This is a genomic window from Dactylosporangium sp. NPDC051541 (assembly GCF_044454505.1).
In the GTDB taxonomy this organism is placed as follows: domain Bacteria; phylum Actinomycetota; class Actinomycetes; order Mycobacteriales; family Micromonosporaceae; genus Dactylosporangium.
Genome location: NZ_JBITDU010000001.1, coordinates 573,839 through 589,212, shown reverse-complemented (window position 1 = coordinate 589,212; position 15,374 = coordinate 573,839). Strand labels below are relative to the sequence as shown.

Sequence of the window (15,374 nt, the reverse complement as noted above, 5' to 3'; positions counted from 1 at the left end):
AAAAGCCGATCACGCGGGCAGTGTCCACTTCTGCGCGTTCGTGCCGTTGCACGTGTACAGCTGCACGATCGTGCTGTCCGTCGACACGCCGCCGGCCACGTCGAGGCACTTGTTCGACTGCGGGTTGCGCAGTGCGCCGTCGGCCTGTGGTGCCCAGTTCTGCGCGCCGGAACCGTTGCAGGTCCACAGCTGGATCTTGGTGCCGTCGGCCGTCGCGCCGCCGGAGATGTCGAGGCACTTGCCGAGCGCCCGCAGGGTTTGACCGGTGACCGTCCAGGTCTGGGCGGTCGAGCCGTTGCAGGTGTACAGCTGGATCTGTGTCCCGTCCGCGGCCGCGGCTCCGCGCACGTCGAGGCACTTGCCGGCCAGGCCCTTCACCGGGCCGCCGACCACGGCCGGGCGGACGAACTGGAAGTCGTCCAGGTCGAACAGGCCCGTGCCGGTGCCGGTGAAGGTCAGGTACACGTTCGCGGTGCCCGCCGGCACGCCCGACAGCGCGGCGCTGACGTCGGCGTAGGTGTCCCAGTTGCCGGTGTTGGGGACGTTGACGGTGCCCAGGATCGGGCCGGTCGTCGAGCCGGTGCGGACCTGGATCTGGCCGCCGGGGCCGCCGGAGACGACGCGGGCCTTGAAGCTGGTCGCGCCGCCGACGTTCAGCCCGTTGTACGCGGCCCAGTCACCCGGCTCGATGTAGCCGAGTGTCTGTCCATTGTGGGCGCCGGCCTTGGTGTACGGCTGCACGCCGGACGCCGAGGTGAACAGCTCGGCTTGCACAAGATCGGTTGCCGAGTCCTTCACCCGGACGTTGCGGAACGACACCTGGTCGCCCGCGCCGTGGTTCTGGATGCCGATGTAGCCGTCGAGGTTGCGCGCCGCGTCCGTGTTCGTGAAGTCGTTGATGAGCACGCTGTTGAGGTACACCCGCAGCCGTTGTCCTTCGACGGAGATCTCGTAGGTGTTCCACGCGCCGGGCGGGTTGAGGGCGGCGTCGCGGGCGGCGATGTTGGCGGACTGGAAGTTGTAGATGGCGCCGGTGGTGTGGTCGGGGGTGTCGGTGGCGTCGATCTGGATCTCGTAGCCCTGGTTGATGGCGATGTTCGGGTCGTTGCCGGGGTTGGGGAAGCCGACGTAGACGCCGGAGTTGCTGTCGCCGGTGATGCGGAAGTCGGCTTTGAGCGAGTACGAGGTCCCGAACTGTTTGGTGCTGTACCAGAACAGCCCCAGACCGCCGGTCGACGACAGCGTGGCGTCCGTGTTCGTGAAGCTGCCCGGGCCGGCCTGTGACCAGCCGGTCGTGGATCCGTTGTACAGGGCCGTGTAGCCGGTCTCGGGGCGGCAGTCGGCCTGGGCGCGCTTGGCCGCGTATCGGATGCCGCCGAGCAGCTCGCCCCTGAAGTTCGAGTCCGCGTACGACTCCTGCGTGTGTCCGAACCCGGTGTAGAACGAGCGGCCGGAGTCGATCGTCTTGCACCAGGTGATCGGGTGGTCGGCCCCCATCGTGCCGCCGGTGTACGACGACTCGTCGAGGGTGGCGAGCACGTGGGCGGTGCTGCGCGGGTTGGTCTGGTAGTTGTACAGCTCGTCGGTGCGCGTCCACGTCTGCGGCAGGTGCGACGTGGCCGGGTTCGCGCGGTCCTCGGTGCGCGAGTTGACCGGCTGGATGGCCGGGTGGGAGGCGAACCAGGCGCCGACCAGCGTGCCGTAGAACGGCCAGCTGTATTCGGTGTCGGCGGCCGCGTGCACGCCGACGTAGCCGCCGCCGCCGCGGATGTACGACTCGAACGCCGTCTGCTGGGCGTCGTTGAGCACGTCGCCGGTTGTCGACATGAACACGACGGCCTCGTACGGCGCCAGTCCGGCCGCCGTGAACACGGACGCGTCTTCCGTGGCGGTCACGGTGAAGTTGTTCGCCGCGCCCAGATCGCGCACGGCCTGGATGCCGGCCGGGATGGCGTCGTGGCGGAAGCCCGCCGTCTTGGAGAAGACGAGCACGTCGTAGGGCGAGTCGGCGGCCTGGGCCGGGGTGGCCACGAAGACACTCGCGAGCAACACCGCGGCGCCGAGCAACGTCAGTCGTTTCATGGCAGGGTCCACTTCTGCGCGTTCGTGGCATTACAGGTGTACAGCTGGACGACCGTGCTGTCCGCGGAGTTCGCGCCGGCCACGTCCAGGCACTTGCCGGACTGCGGGTTCTTGAGCGAACCGTCGGCCTGCGCGACCCAGTTCTGCGCGCCGCTGTTGTTGCACGTCCACAGCTGGATCTTCGTGCCGTCCGCGGTGGCGCCGCCGGAGATGTCGATGCACTTGCCGAGGACCTTGAGCTGCTGGCCGGCGACGACGACGACCTGGGCGCCGGTGCTGTTGCAGGTGTAGATCTGCATCTGGGTGCCGTCGGCGGAGGCGGCCCCGCGGGCGTCCAGGCACTTGCCGGCCAGACCCTTCACGGGGCCGACGCCGTTGCCGGTCGCGGCGGTGGTGAACGTGAAGCTGTCAAGGTCGAAGAGCGCGGCGGTGGTACTGCCGGAGAACGTCAGGTACAGCGACGTCGACCCGGCCGGGGCGTTGCTGATCGGGCCGGACACCGTCGTGAACGTCTCCCAGGAGCCGGTCACCGGTACCGTCGCCGAGCCGATGACCGTGCCGGTCGGCGAGCCGGTCCGCAGTGTCAGCGTGCCACCGGCACCGCCGGAGGAGACCCGGGCACTGAACGATGTGGCGTTGTTCAGTTTGTACGGGTCGAACCCGATCCAGTCGCCGTTGCTGATGTTCCCGACGGTCTTGCCGCCCTCGGCCGACGCCTTGGTGATCTGGTCGACGCCGAGGAACGACTTGTAGAACTCGCCTTGGCGGTAGCGGGGCGCCATGATGCTCTGTGCGTGGACGGTCAGCCCGCCCTTGTCCGTGTACTGCGCGTCGAAGATCGGGAAGATGTTCGACGCCGTGTCGTGTTCACCGTCGACGGGGATGGTGATCGTTCCCGCGCACCCCGTCTGTGACGTGATCGCGTGGGCGTGCTGGTCGTGGCCGAGCACGTACGTCATCGTCACCTTGGTGCAGTCGATGGCCCCGTCCTCGGGGTCGGTGACGGTGACGCTCCACGGGACGGTGTCGCCGAAGCTCACCAGCTGGCCGGGGTTGGGTCCGTTGATGGTGACGGTGGGCGCGGTGTTGCCGACACTGACGAGCACATTGGCAGTACCGATGGCGCCTTGTGGGTCTTTGACCGTCAACGTGACCGAGTAGTTGCCGTTCGCCGTGAACGTATGCGACGGGTTCGCCGTGGTGGCAGTACCCCCGTCACCGAATGTCCAATTGAATGTCAGGGCGCCTCCTTCGGGGTCGGAGGAGCCGGCGGAGGAGAAGTTGACCGCGAGTGGGGCCGCGCCGGATGTGACGTTGGCGGTCGCGACGGCGGTCGGGGCCCGGTTGCCGCCGGCGCCGACGTAGTCGTAGCGGTACAGGGCGGAGTTCTGGTCACCGTTGAAGTAGCCGGTGCCGTAGTCCAGGACGTACAGGGCCCCGTCCGGGCCGAACTGCATGTCCATGACCTGCTTGCCGTTCCACGGGAAGTTGTCGATCGCGCCCCGGCTGCCGTCGGCGTTGACGACGATGGGTTTGATCCAGCCGCGGCCGAACTCGCCGGCGAAGAACTGCTTGTCGAGGGACTGCGGGAACTTCGTCGTCGACGGGTTGGCGGCGTCGTAGTGGTAGACCGGGCCGCCCATCGGCGATTCGGACCCGGAGCCGAACTCGGCCGGGCTGCCGGCGTCGCCGCCGTAGCGGATCCAGGCCGGCTTGGCCGCGGGCAGCGTGGTCAGGCCGGTGTTGCGGAACGAGTTGTTCGTCGGACCGCCGGCGCAGTTGTACTTCGCACCTGTCGAGTTCGTCGCGAAGTTCCACTCGTTGTAGGTCTCGGCCGCGGTGTTGGTGCCGGTGCAGTACGGCCAGCCGTAGTTGCCGGGCCCGGTGACGCGGTCGAACTCGACCTGGCCGGACGGGCCGCGGTTCGCGTCGCTGGCGCCGGCGTCGGGGCCGTAGTCGCCGACGTAGACGACGCCGGTGGCCTTGTCGACGGTCATGCGGTACGGGTTGCGGAAGCCCATGGCGTAGATCTCGGGCCGGGTGTTCGCGGTGCCGGGGGCGAACATGTTGCCGGCCGGGATCGAGTAGGTCCCGTTGGCGTTGACCTTGATCCGCAGGATCTTGCCGCGCAGGTCGTTGGTGTTGGCCGCGGAGCGCTGGGCGTCGTACACCGGGTTGCGGTCGGTGCGCTCGTCGATGGGCGCGTAGCCGGCCGAGTCGAACGGGTTGGAGTCGTCGCCGGTGGACAGGTACAGGTTGCCCTGCGCGTCGAAGTCGATGTCGCCGCCGACGTGGCAGCACATGCCGCGGTCGGTGGCCACGTCCAGGATGTTGACCTGGCTGGCCATGTTGACCGTGTAGTCGGCGTTGAGGGTGAAGCGGGAGAGGCGGTTGACGCCGGCCCAGGTCGACCAGGTGGCGGCGGTGCCGGTCGCGGGCGCGTCACCGCTGGGGGTGCTCAGCGGCGGGGCGTAGAAGAGGTAGATGTAGCGGTTGCTGGCGAAGTTCGGGTCGGCGCCGACGCCCTGCAGCCCTTCTTCGTCGTGGGTGTAGACGGGGATGTTGGCGATGACGCTCGTCGTGCCGCTGGCGTCGGTGCGCCGCAGGGTGCCGTTGCGGGCGGTGTGCAGCACGGACCGGTCGGGCAGTACGGAGATGGCGAGCGGCTCGCCCACCTCGGGCTCGCCCTTGGCCAGGGTGACCTGCTGGAAGTCGGCCGCGTTGATCGCCGCCGCAGCCGGTGTGGCGTCCGCCGTCTGCAGGAGCGTGACGGCGGTGAGGCTGGACGCGACCAGGACCAGAGCGGCACTTATCGTCCGCCATCTATGGCTTGGGGGTTGCTGGTTCACGGTGTCCCTTCCTGACGTGGTGATGTGCCAGGCCGGGCGCGCGCCGCCGCGCCTTGTGCCGAGGGTTGGAGCCGGGTGTGCGGGGCCGCCGGAGCGCGATTGTCCGGTGCCGTTCCGGATACATTGATGAAGCGCTCTGGCGTCGTGGAGGACACACTAGGGGCTTTAGCTACGGCTGTCCATACTTTGGTTCTTCGATACTCTAACTTTTGTCCACATCGTCAAAAGCCGGGAAAGCGGTGCCGGTTTCGCCGGACCGGCCGGGGTCGTTCCGTAGCCTCCGTGAATATGCTGTAGCCATGGGGGCTCAGGGTGTACTGCGCAGGGACGCGGAACGCAACCGCCGGCAGCTGGTGGAGACCGCGAAGGTGGTGTTCGCCGAGCGCGGCCTGGAAGCCCCGCTCGACGAGATCGCCCGCCGGGCCAAAGTCGGCAACGCCACCCTGTACCGCCGCTTCCCGAGCCGCGGCCAGCTCGTCGCCGCGGTGTTCGAGGACGCGCTGCGGGAGGTGGTGGCGGCGACCGAACGGGCCCTGGCCGTCGAGGACCCGTGGGCCGCGTTCGCCGAGCACCTGACGTTCCTGTGCGAGGTGCAGGCGGGCAGCCGCGCGATCGCCGACCTGCTGACCGCGACCGTGTCCGGGGTGCCGGAGCTGGAGTCGTTGCGGGGCCGCGCGTTCCGGGGTCTCACCGCCCTGATCGACCGGGCCCGGGCGGCCGGGGTCCTGCGCCCCGACTTCCAGCACGAGGACGTGGTCCCGGTCCTGATGGCCAACGCCGGCCTGGTGGAACGCACCGCGGAGAGCGCCCCGACCGCGTGGCGGCGCCAGCTCGGCTACACCCTGGCCGGCCTGCGCGCCCCGGCCGACACCCCGGCCGAGCCGGCGCCGGACCGGGCCGGCATCCTGCGGGCGATGCACGCCCTGGCCGAGCGCAACGGCCTCACGTCGTAGGAACGGTGTACGTCTCCGACGTCAGCACGTCTCACGCCAGGCGTCGAGATCCATCTTCTTCTTCATCGACGAGAAGCGCAGCGGCTTCGTCTTGGAGCAGAACGTGCCGGTCGAGCCGTCGTACTCCACGTGGAAGACCGGCTTGCCGGCGTTGGTGAAGACCTTCAGCGTGTCGCACTCGTCGTAGCGGGCGCACTCCTCGTTGACCGCGAAGTCGAACGCCGGGGCCAGGGCCGCGGCCTGCTCGACGTCGTTCTTCAGGCCCACGCCGAGGCCGGTGCGGTGGGCCAGGTCGGCGACGCGGCGGTTGAAGGTGAGCTGGTCGGCGGCGCTGAGGGGGAAGCCGCTGCTGTTGCTGTAGCCGTCGACGTTGTCGGGCTCGACGGCGTCGAAGCCCTTGTCCTTGCACTGGCGGAACCGGGCCGACAGCAGCGGCTCGAGGACGTTCCACTGGCGGATGTCGAGCCACTTCTCCCCCGGCCAGCCGTCGAGGCCCTTGCCCTGCACCGACTCCGGGAAGTTCTTGGCGTCGGCGCGGAAGTTCTCGTGCGCGCCGACGTTGACGTAGCAGATGACGTGCCGGCCGGCCGACTTCAGCGCGGCCACGTCGGCGGCCGAGGTGTTGGCGCCGTCGACGTCGTACACCTCGGCCGGCACCGACTTGTCCAGGGTGCCGGTCAGCTGCCACTGCCAGGTCTGGCCGACCGCCGGTTTCCACCAGCCGCCGGCCGGTGGGGCGGTGCCGGGGCCGGGCGAGCCCGACGGGCCCGTGGACGCCGACGGGGACGCCGAGCCGAGGCCGGCGCCGTACGACGGGTCGGCGCCGCCGGTGGCCGGGCCGTGGGTGCCGCCGCCGAGGTCGCGGCCGCGGCCCTCGCCGCCGCTGGTGCAGGCGGCCGCGTACAGGACGGTCACGGCGACCAGGGACAGCAGCAGGCCGCGCAGCCGGCGGGAGCTCACCGGGCGGCGGCCCGCGTGCGCAGGGAGCTGGGCACGCCCTCGTACGGCAGCGGGCCGGCCAGGTCGGTGACCAGGCCGTGGCCGGCCCGCCGCAGCAGCAGCGCGGTCGCCTCGCCGAGGCGGGCGGTCGGCACGCCGTAGACGAGGTGGGCGGCGTTCGGCCAGTCCCGCTCAGCAATCGAGTTATCGCCATAAAGGGCGATGTATGACTCCCAAGTGCCCTCGAATGTGCACACCATGTCGGCCAGCGCGGCGTAGCCGGGTGCGCAGCGGGTGCCGGGGTTCAGCACGACCGCGCCGCGGACCGCGCGCACGACCTGCGCGACGTACGCGAGGGAGGTCGCGTCCGACGGGGTCTGGTCGAAGAAGATGCCGCCGACCGGGTACTGCGACCAGCCGACGATGTCGCACCAGACCTCGCCGTTGGGCCGCGCGCCGTAGCCGAGGTCCACGTAGCCCAGCATCCGGACCCCGGACTCGTGCAGGCGCGCGGTGGCGGCGGTGTAGACCTCGTCGCGGGCCGCGCCGGGTCCATTGTGGACATTCACGATCGTCCAGCAGGCGGAGCCGCGGGGCAGGCAGTCCCACGCCTCGGGGTCGGTGAGCGGGTGGACGTACAGCGGCAGCAGCATCATTCTCGGTAACTCTCCGGATCGCGCAGGACGAGCGCCGCGACGGCCAGGCCGGGCAGACCGGCTCCGAGCAGCGTCGCGACGGCGAGGGTTTCGGCGAACGTCGGTGACACGTGCACCAGAGCGGGGGCCCAGTGCCCGACGCCGGTGACGAGGAGGGTCGGCCACCACACGACGAGGGCGGCGGTGCCGGCCCGGCCGTGCGCGGCGAGCACCAGGCACAGCGCGTAGACGGCCATGAGCAGGACCGCGGCGGCGAGGGACTGGCCGCGGGCGAGCAGGCCGAACCAGATCGAGCCGGCGATGGCCGCGCCCGCGACGACCGGGACGGCGAGGACGGCGACGGTGCCGGCGCTGATCTGCCCGAGGCGGCGGTCGAAGGCGAAGCGGTCGGCCAGGTTGGCGCGCGCGGACGCGATCCGGCGCTGATGCCACACCAGCGTGAGTTCCATCAGGGGTACTCCGAGCAGGAGCGGCACCGCCTCGACGGGGACCCGGTGCGGGGCGATGCCGTCGAGCGCGACCGTGCGCAGCAGCGCGGCCTGGCCGGTGCCGACGAGGCCGTAGAGGGCGGCGTAGCCGACGTCGTGCCGCCAGGACCGCCACCGCCGCCGCACGACGACCGGCCCGCGCCCGAGGACGGGCCGGTAGGCGACGGCGAGCAGCACCGCGACACAGGCGATGAGCACGAGGACGCTGAGCCCGTACCGCAGCCCGGCGGTCGCGATCCAGACGGGCGCGACGGCGCCGATGACCACCCGTTCCCGGTTGGTCACCAGGGTCACCCCGGCGACGGCGAACAGCGCGAGCTGGACGGCGGCGACGGTGTACGCGCGGGCGCCCTCGCCGGTCAGGACCAGCGCCCACAGTGCGGCCAGACCGAGGAAGCCGAGGCCGAGCAGGCGGGCGGCGGCGGTGCGGCCGCGCTCGGACAGGGCCCGGTAGCCGAGGTAGGACAGGGCCTGGCCGCCGCCCCAGCCGAGCACCAGGGTGCCGGTGGTGGCGAGGGCCGGCACACCGTCCACTTCGGACGAGGCGCCGATGCCGATCGCGAGCGGGGTCAGGTAGATCAGGGCCCGCAGGAGTGTGTCAGTAATGATCTTGGAACGGCTCGGGCCCTCGACCGGGATGGGGCGCAAGACCTGGGTGTCGGCGGCGTCGAGGCTGCGGGCGACGACCCGGCCGGCGAGGGCGAACACCGACGGGGAGCCGTACTCGCGGTCGGCGACGCGGTCGTTGATGCCGTTGGCCTCCAGGATGGCCGCGATCTCGTCGATGTCGACGGCGTCGAGGCAGTCCTCGCGCATCTTGTCGGCGAGCGCGGCGACGGGGTCGGTGGCGACCCGCCCGACGTAGCGCAGCGGCTCCGGCCGGTCCAGTTCGCTCGGCCGCGCTCTTCGCTGGGCCGGCACGATGACCAGCGAGTCCCCGCTCATGCCGGCACCTCCGCAAGCTCCTGTGCCGACCTGAGCCAAACCTGTGCCGACCCGATCGCGGCCACTCCGCTTCGCTCCGTACCGCTCACGCCGGCACCTCCGCAAGCTCCGGCGCCGACCTGAGCCAAACCTGTGCCGACCCGATCGCGGCCACTCCGCTTCGCTCCGTACCGCTCATGCCGGCACCTCCGCAAGCTCCGGCGCCGGCCTGAGCCAAACCTGTGCCGACCCGATCGCGGCCACTCCGCTTCGCTCCGTACCGCTCATGCCGGCACCAGCTCAGCCAGCCGGCTCGTGAAGGAGACATACCGCTGCCGATAGGCGGACAGGCAGCGGTCCAGGGTGTACTCCGACAGCGCCCGCTCCCGCCCGGCGTGGCCGATCGTGGCCCGGAACTGGGCCGAGGACAGGAACGCCACGCAGGCGGCGGCGAACGCGGCCGGGTCGCGCGGCGGCACCACCAGGCCGGCGTTGCCGACCGCCTCGGCCACGCCGCCGACGTCGGTGCTGACCGTGGGCCGGCCGCACATCATCGCCTCCAGGACCGTGTAGGGCATCCCCTCGGAGATGCTCGACAGGGCCGCCACCTGCCCGGCCGCGAACGCGTCGCGGCTGGTCCGGCACGGGCCGGCCCACGTGACGGCGCCGGTGAGGCCGAGCCCGGCGGCGACCGCGCGGCAGTCGGCGGCGTAGGACTCGTTGCCGGCCGGGACGGGGCCGGCCAGGTGCAGGCGGGCGTCGGGGATGGACTCGCGGACGATGGCGAGCGCGCGGATGAGCGTCTCGAGGTCCTTGAGCGGGTCGACGCGCCCGACCCAGGAGATGACGGGGGCGTCGGGTTCGGTGGTCAGCGGCGGGAACCGGTCGGGGTCGACGCCGTTGCCGATGACGGCGAGCTTGGCCGGGTCGGCGCCGTGGCGCACGGCCCAGCGGGCGTTGAACCCGCTGACCGGGGTGATCAGGTCGGCCTCCCAGTAGGCGAGCCGGGCGAGGGCCCGGTGGAAGCGCAGCAGCGCGGTCTTGACGCCGGGCGTCTGGGTGCCGGCGGCGAGGTAGCGCTCGCGGAGGTACACCCCGTGCTCGGTCATCATGAACGGCACGCCGAGGCGCCACTTCGCGGCCAGGGCGACCATCGCCGAGAGGCCGTTGGCGTTGGCGTGGACGAGCTGGGCGTCCTCGGGCAGGGTCGCGGCGAGCGGGCGCAGGGCGTGTTCCAGCAGTACCGCCGCCTCGTCCGCCTCCCGCAGGGTGAGCCGCGGCAGCCGGAGCCCGTCGGCGGTGGCCCGGGCCCAGGCGTCGAGGAGGATGTCGGCCAGGCCCGCGCCCGCGAGGGGGTGCCGGCCCACCCGGCGGCCGAACCGGGTCCGCCCCACGGCCAGGCCGGACAGCGCCCGCAGGCCCTCGGCGAACAGGACGAGGTCGGCCGCGGAGTCGCCGAGCATGCCCCGGCACAGCAGCCCGGCGGCCCGCTCGACCCGACCGCGGGCCGGGCGGGCCGGGCCCCAGACCGGCACCGCGCGCAGTGACCGGACGTTGCCGGGCAGTTCGATCGCGGGCCGGTCGGGCTCGGTGCCGACGATGGCGACGAGGTCCCACTCCACTTCGGACAGTCCGCGCACCAGCTGGTCGCACCAGGTGGTGACGCCGCCGGTGGCGTAGGGGTAGGTGCCTTCGTTGACGAGGACGACGCGCACGGGACGAACCTCAGCTCGTGACGCGCAGCTGCTGCTGGGCGCTCTTGGCCAGGCTGCGCCACGCGGAGCGCTCGCCGCCGTAGGCCTCGCCGAACGGGCCGCCGCTGACCTCGAGGCCGAGCACGGAGGCGGTGACGAGGGTGGTGCCGGTCGGCATCGTCATCGGCACGTCGAGCGCATTGCCCTTGTTGGTCACGGTGACCTTGCCGTCGAGGAGGTACGCCTCGATCTGCCTGCTCTGCACGGCTGCGGTCCAGGCCGACTGGCGCCGGTTCTGCAGGGCGGACTCGGCGAACCTGGGGTTCACCACCGGGGTGGCGGTCGTGTAGGTGGCGCGGTAGCGGGCCAGGACGGCGTCGAGGACCGGGTAGAGGATGCGGTCCTCGGCCAGGTTCGACTGGTGCGCGTAGTGCGGGGCCGGGTTGGCCGAGACGACGTGATCGTAGGCGATGCGCGACTCGAGCGGCACGATGTAGTTCGCGAAGCCGCTGGCGCCGAGGGGGCTGATGCAGGTGGAGACCGGGTTGTTCTCGCAGATGCCGCTGCCGCCGTTGGCCGCGCTGGTGTAGAGCCAGTTGTACTCGTCGACCTCTTCGGCGACGGTGGCGACGTTGTAGTAGATGTTCATCGGGAACCGGGGGACGGTGGTGGCGCCGCCGACGGTCCGGGCGGTCTGCTCGCGGGAGGCGTCGGAGGCGACGTACTTGACGCCGTTGGCGGTCAGGGCCGGGGCCAGGTTCGGGTTGTCGTTCGGCATCTGCGGCAGCGTCTTGAGGCCGGAGTGCTCACCGGTGACGAGTTCGCTCGCGTCGACGGTGAGGCCCTTGGACTTCGCCCAGTCGACGTTCTGCTTGATCTGGCTGGAGATGTCGGCCTGCGACACCCAGCGGGTCTGCCCGGCGGCGTCGGTCGCACACTTCCACGGGGTGACGGTGAAGTCCTGGACGCAGCCGAGGTACGGGTGCTCGTACGTGTGGTTGATGAACCGGAACTGGCCCTTGTTCGCCACGACCGCCGCGGTCAGCGGGTCGCCGGTGCCGGCCTCGACGCTGCCGCCGCCGTTGAAGGCCAGGTCGAGCCGGACGCCGCGGGCGTTCTGCCAGGTGACGAGCGCGTTCACGTCGTCCTTGGTCATCCGGATGGTCTGGTTGTACGGCAGCGTGGCCGGGTCCCGCTGCGGGTTGCAGTCGTCGCCGACGGTGCAGTTGTGCACGGTGTCCCAGCGGTCGTCGGGCAGGAACAGGTCGTCGACGTGGACGGCGAAGAAGTTGCGGGTGTAGCCGAGGTGGACACCCCGGGTGAGCCACGTGACCAGGCCGTGGCCGAGCTCCAGGGCATGCGTCTGGTACCGGTTGGCCGCGAGCGTCACCACGAGTTCTTCGCGGCCGTCGTGGGTGTAGACGCCCATGAGCGAGCCGGAGGTCCCGCCGCCGGGCTTGGTGCCGGTCACCAGGGGCGTGAACGTCGTCCCGGCCGGGGCGGCGGCGGCGCCGAGGTACCCGAACGACTCCGACACGGCCGGGTCGCGGTCGTCGACGGGGAGGCTGCCGTTGAGGTAGCCGAACCCGGCGGTCTTCCCGGCCGCGGTGACCTGCAGCGCGGCCCCGTCGAGGACGCCGCTCCAGGCGTTGGTGAGCCCGACGTTCGCGCCGGCGAAGGTGTAGGCGTCGATCTGGCGGACCTTGAACTCGCGTTCGAAGTCGGCCAGGGCGGTGGCCTCGGCGCCGGTGACGGCGTTCTCGTTGGGCACGACGACGCCCTGGTACTTCGCCCGGCGCACGCCGCTCACGGAGTCGGCGAGGTAGGCGGCGGTGACGGCGGGGCGGCCGCCGTCGGTGAGGTTGAGCACGTCGTAGGGGACGCCCTCGCGGTCGAGCTGAGCGCGGAGGGTGTCGATGCCGGTGCTGGCGTCGTCGAGCACGAGGACCCGCAGGTCGATGCGCTGCTTGGGGCCGTCGGCGGCGAGGGCGGGCTGGGCGATGGCGATACCGGCGAGGCCCAACAGGGCGAGCGCTCCGGCGACGATCCGGGACTTCAAGGTGCTGAACTCCTTCGGCGGGGTTTTCGTCTTACGCGGCTTTGACGACTTCGGCGATGGACGAGGCGACGATGCTGTGCAGGTTGTGGGCGGCCCGCCAGCCGAGGCGGGCGCGGATGCGGGCCGGGCTGGCGACGACGGCGGCCGGGTCGCCGGGGCGGCGGGGGGCCTCGTCGTAGGGCAGGGGGCGGCCGAGGGCGCGGCCGACGGCGGTGACCATCTGCAGCACGGAGGCGCCCTCGCCGCGGCCGACGTTGAGGACCTCGGCCCGCAGCTCCCCCTCGTGCAGGGCGAGCGCGGCCCGGACGTGGGCGTCGGCGATGTCGGCCACGTGGACGTAGTCGCGCACGGCGGTGCCGTCGGCGGTCGGGTAGTCGGTGCCGAAGATCGTCGCCGGGATGCCCAGCGCGGCCGCGCGCAGCAGGCGGGGCACGAGGTTCGTGCCGCCCTCGTCGCGCAGGTGCGCCGCGGCGGCGCCGGCGACGTTGAAGTAGCGCAGCGCCGCCCAGCGGAACCCGGCGCTGGTGGCGGCGTCGCGCAGCATCCACTCGCCGACGAGCTTGGTCCGCCCGTAGGCGTTCTCGGGCTCGGCGGCGTCCTGCTCGCGGACCGGGGAGCGGCGGGGCGTGCCGTAGACGGCGGCGCTGGAGGAGAAGAGCACGGACCGGGTCCCGGCGGCGGCGACGGCGGCCAGGACGGCCCGCAGCCCGTCGAGGTTGTCCTGGTAGTACCGCAGCGGGTGGGCGGTCGACTCGGCGACGTCCTTGCGCGCGGCGAGGTGGATCACGCCGTCGGGCCGGTGCCGGTGGACGGCGTCGCGCACGGCCGCGGCGTCGCGCACGTCGGCCCGCAGCAGCGGCACCCCGAACGGCACCCGGGCCGCCCGCCCGGTGGACAGATCATCGATGACAATGCATTCGACGCCGGCCGTTTGCAGCGCGGCGACGACATGCGCGCCGATGTAACCGGCGCCTCCGGTGACGAGCCATCTCACAGATGGCGCAACGACGGGCGAACCCACCCAATCGGGCAACTGTCATTTTCCTGACAGTTGACGACCGCCAAGTTTCACACGCCGGATGCCGTTACCGGGCCGATGAGCTGCGATAACTATTTTGTCGAAAGCACTGCTGCGGGGGTACTGCAACACGCCCAGTATGACCGATTTGGGCGATTGATTCAGGCCGCGGCGGCGACCCGGTCCCGGCCGGCCCGCTTGGCCGCGTAGAGGTGGCGGTCGGCCAGGTCGTAGAGGTCGCGGCCGGTCATGCCGGCGGTGCGGGCGGCCACGCCCATGCTCAGCGTGACCCGCAGGCCCAGGGCCACCTCGTTCCAGTCGCGGGCGGCGATCACGTCGCGGATGCGGGCGCCGACCCGGGCCGCGGTGGCCAGATCGCAGCGCAGGAACAGGGCGAACTCGTCGCCGCCGAGGCGGACCGGCACGTCGTCGGGGCGGCAGTGAGCCCGCAGGACGGCCGCGAGCTCCCGCAGGACCCGGTCGCCGGTGCCGTGGGAGTAGCGGTCGTTGATGTGCTTGAAGTGGTCGACGTCGACCAGGAGCAGGACCCCGGGGCCGGCCTCGGCGACCAGGTCGAGGTGGCGGTCGAACTGGCGGCGGTTGCCCAGGCCGGTGAGGGCGTCCTGGGCGGCGGCCCGGTCGGCGCGCTCGCGGGCCGCCTCCAGCTCCACCCGGCGGCGGGCCTGCTGCAGCATGGTCCGGCGCTCCTGGCGCAGCTGCCACAGGTGGCGGGCCTGGGCCTGGACCGCGCCCAGCAGGGCGGTCGCGGCCTCCCCGGGCTGGGCGACGGCGGCCAGCCGGGCCAGCTCGTACTGGAAGATCAGCCGCTGGGAGCTCAGCGGGGCGAGCTCGGCCGCGGCCAGGAACTCGCGGCGGGCCCCGGGCAGGTCGCCGTGGTGGCGCAGGGCGATGCCGTGGGCGAGGTGGGCCAGGCGGGCCTCGTGCTCGTGGCCGCCGGTGCGCAGCGACATGATCAGGCCGGCCGCGAGCCGCCGCGCCCCGTCGACGTCCCCGGTCGTGACCAGGGCGAGGGCGTGCAGGGCGTTGGCGAGCGGGGCGTCGGCGAACTCGGCCTCGACCCAGGGGCGGACCAGCCCGGCCGCCTTGGCGAACTTGCCGCCGGCCTCCTCGACCAGGCCGACGTGCTCCAGCCGCAGGCCCCACTCGAGCAGCTGCTCGGCCCGCTGCAGCTCGGCCGAGACGTGCTGGGCCGGGTCGAGGTCGAAGGCCTCCATGGCGTAGGCGGCCGAGGAGTCGGCCAGTTCGTAGAGCTCCGCGGCGCGGGCCGCCTCGGAGATCGAGGAGAGCGCGGCGATGTACCGGGGGTTGCCGACCGGCAGCCGGTCGAGCACGCGCAGCGCGTTGGCCAGCCGGTGCAGGCCCTCGTCGAGGCGGCCGCTCTTGATCAGGGTCTCGGCGATGTCGGCCAGGGCCCGGGCCTCGCCGCCGCGCACGCCGGTCGCCCGGTGCCACTGCAGCAGCCGCTCCCCGGTGGCCAGGGCCTCCTGGAGGCGGCCGAGGGAGATCAGGGCGTACATCCGGCCCTGCAGGGCCATGCCGGCGGTCCGCTCGGCGCCGAGCAGCCCGGCGATCGCCTCGACCCGGTCGGCCAGGGCGAGGGCCTGCGAGTTGCGGCCCTGCACGGTCAGCTCATGGACCTGCAGGGCCAGCTCGTGGAACGGCCCATACGGGCGGACGGCAACGGGCAGCAC

General features: G+C 72.0%; 10 protein-coding genes. 1 reads left to right on the top strand and 9 read right to left on the bottom strand.

The features are described 5' to 3' along the window. Nucleotides 1-9: 9 nt before the first annotated feature. Both ACIA8L_RS02740 and ACIA8L_RS02735 read right to left on the bottom strand, forming a co-directional pair. Nucleotides 10-2,082, bottom strand: a complete 2,073-nt coding sequence (locus ACIA8L_RS02740; RefSeq protein WP_395899695.1) for a ThuA domain-containing protein — start codon at nucleotides 2,080-2,082, stop codon at nucleotides 10-12. Further along, complete coding sequence (locus ACIA8L_RS02735; protein ID WP_395899693.1) at nucleotides 2,079-4,931, bottom strand: PQQ-dependent sugar dehydrogenase; 2,853 nt, start codon at nucleotides 4,929-4,931, stop codon at nucleotides 2,079-2,081. The genes ACIA8L_RS02740 and ACIA8L_RS02735 overlap by 4 nt, the downstream gene beginning before the upstream one ends. A gap of 299 nt (nucleotides 4,932-5,230) precedes the next feature. Here ACIA8L_RS02735 and ACIA8L_RS02730 point away from each other — a divergent pair, with 299 nt between their 5' ends. Then, nucleotides 5,231-5,884, top strand: a complete 654-nt coding sequence (locus ACIA8L_RS02730) for a TetR/AcrR family transcriptional regulator (RefSeq protein WP_395899691.1) — start codon at nucleotides 5,231-5,233, stop codon at nucleotides 5,882-5,884. 21 nt (nucleotides 5,885-5,905) lie between these two features. On the opposite strand, the gene ACIA8L_RS02725 is transcribed toward ACIA8L_RS02730, so the two are convergent. The 7 genes from ACIA8L_RS02725 to ACIA8L_RS02695 form a co-directional block, all read right to left on the bottom strand. Then, the gene (locus ACIA8L_RS02725; RefSeq protein WP_395899689.1) at nucleotides 5,906-6,844 is read right to left on the bottom strand and encodes an endo alpha-1,4 polygalactosaminidase; all 939 of its coding nucleotides are present in this window, start codon (nucleotides 6,842-6,844) and stop codon (nucleotides 5,906-5,908) included. Then, the gene (locus ACIA8L_RS02720; protein ID WP_395899687.1) at nucleotides 6,841-7,479 is read right to left on the bottom strand and encodes a spherulation-specific family 4 protein; all 639 of its coding nucleotides are present in this window, start codon (nucleotides 7,477-7,479) and stop codon (nucleotides 6,841-6,843) included. Before ACIA8L_RS02720 ends, ACIA8L_RS02725 begins: the two co-directional genes overlap by 4 nt. Continuing rightward, nucleotides 7,476-8,912, bottom strand: coding sequence for a hypothetical protein (locus tag ACIA8L_RS02715; RefSeq protein ID WP_395899685.1), 1,437 nt, complete (start codon nucleotides 8,910-8,912; stop codon nucleotides 7,476-7,478). The genes ACIA8L_RS02720 and ACIA8L_RS02715 overlap by 4 nt, the downstream gene beginning before the upstream one ends. 263 nt (nucleotides 8,913-9,175) lie before the next feature. After that, on the bottom strand, nucleotides 9,176-10,606 hold the full coding sequence (gene pelF, locus ACIA8L_RS02710; protein WP_395899683.1) for a GT4 family glycosyltransferase PelF: 1,431 nt from the start codon (nucleotides 10,604-10,606) through the stop codon (nucleotides 9,176-9,178). 10 nt (nucleotides 10,607-10,616) lie between these two features. Next, entirely contained in the window at nucleotides 10,617-12,644 is a 2,028-nt protein-coding gene (locus ACIA8L_RS02705) for a hypothetical protein (protein WP_395899681.1), read from the bottom strand. A gap of 31 nt (nucleotides 12,645-12,675) precedes the next feature. After that, entirely contained in the window at nucleotides 12,676-13,638 is a 963-nt protein-coding gene (gene galE / locus ACIA8L_RS02700; RefSeq protein ID WP_395899679.1) for a UDP-glucose 4-epimerase GalE, read from the bottom strand. A gap of 185 nt (nucleotides 13,639-13,823) precedes the next feature. Further along, nucleotides 13,824-15,374 (bottom strand): diguanylate cyclase, encoded by a 1,551-nt coding sequence (locus ACIA8L_RS02695; protein WP_395899677.1) that lies wholly within the window; start codon nucleotides 15,372-15,374, stop codon nucleotides 13,824-13,826.